This window comes from Streptococcus penaeicida, assembly GCF_002887775.1.
GTDB lineage: Bacteria > Bacillota > Bacilli > Lactobacillales > Streptococcaceae > Streptococcus > Streptococcus penaeicida.
This window is the reverse complement of sequence record NZ_LOCM01000069.1, coordinates 1-281: the sequence shown is the minus strand read 5'-3', so window position 1 is coordinate 281 and position 281 is coordinate 1. Positions and strand designations below refer to the sequence as shown.

2 tRNA genes are annotated in these 281 nt (G+C 41.3%); both read left to right on the top strand.

Features of this window, described 5'->3' with window-relative positions:
• Positions 1-33: 33 nt before the first annotated feature.
• Positions 34-107, top strand: a tRNA-Asn gene (locus AT575_RS10290).
• A gap of 76 nt (positions 108-183) precedes the next feature.
• Positions 184-257 (top strand) — tRNA-Arg (locus tag AT575_RS10285).
• Positions 258-281 lie beyond the last annotated feature (24 nt).

The following is a 281-nucleotide window of genomic DNA, read 5'->3' as shown; positions in this document are numbered from 1 at the left end:
CCCCTGTTAGATACGGAAGTCGCTTAGCTTTTATCCGCCATAGCTCAGTTGGTAGTAGCGCATGACTGTTAATCATGATGTCGTAGGTTCGAGTCCTACTGGCGGAGTCGATAGAGATAGGATTTCCTATCTTTTTTGATTTATTTTTAAAAAAGGTGTATACTGATTTTAGAAATATAAAGAGCACCCTTAGCTCAACTGGATAGAGTACCTGACTACGAATCAGGCGGTTAGAGGTTCGACTCCTCTAGGGTGCATCTTAATTCATAGAACATGACATC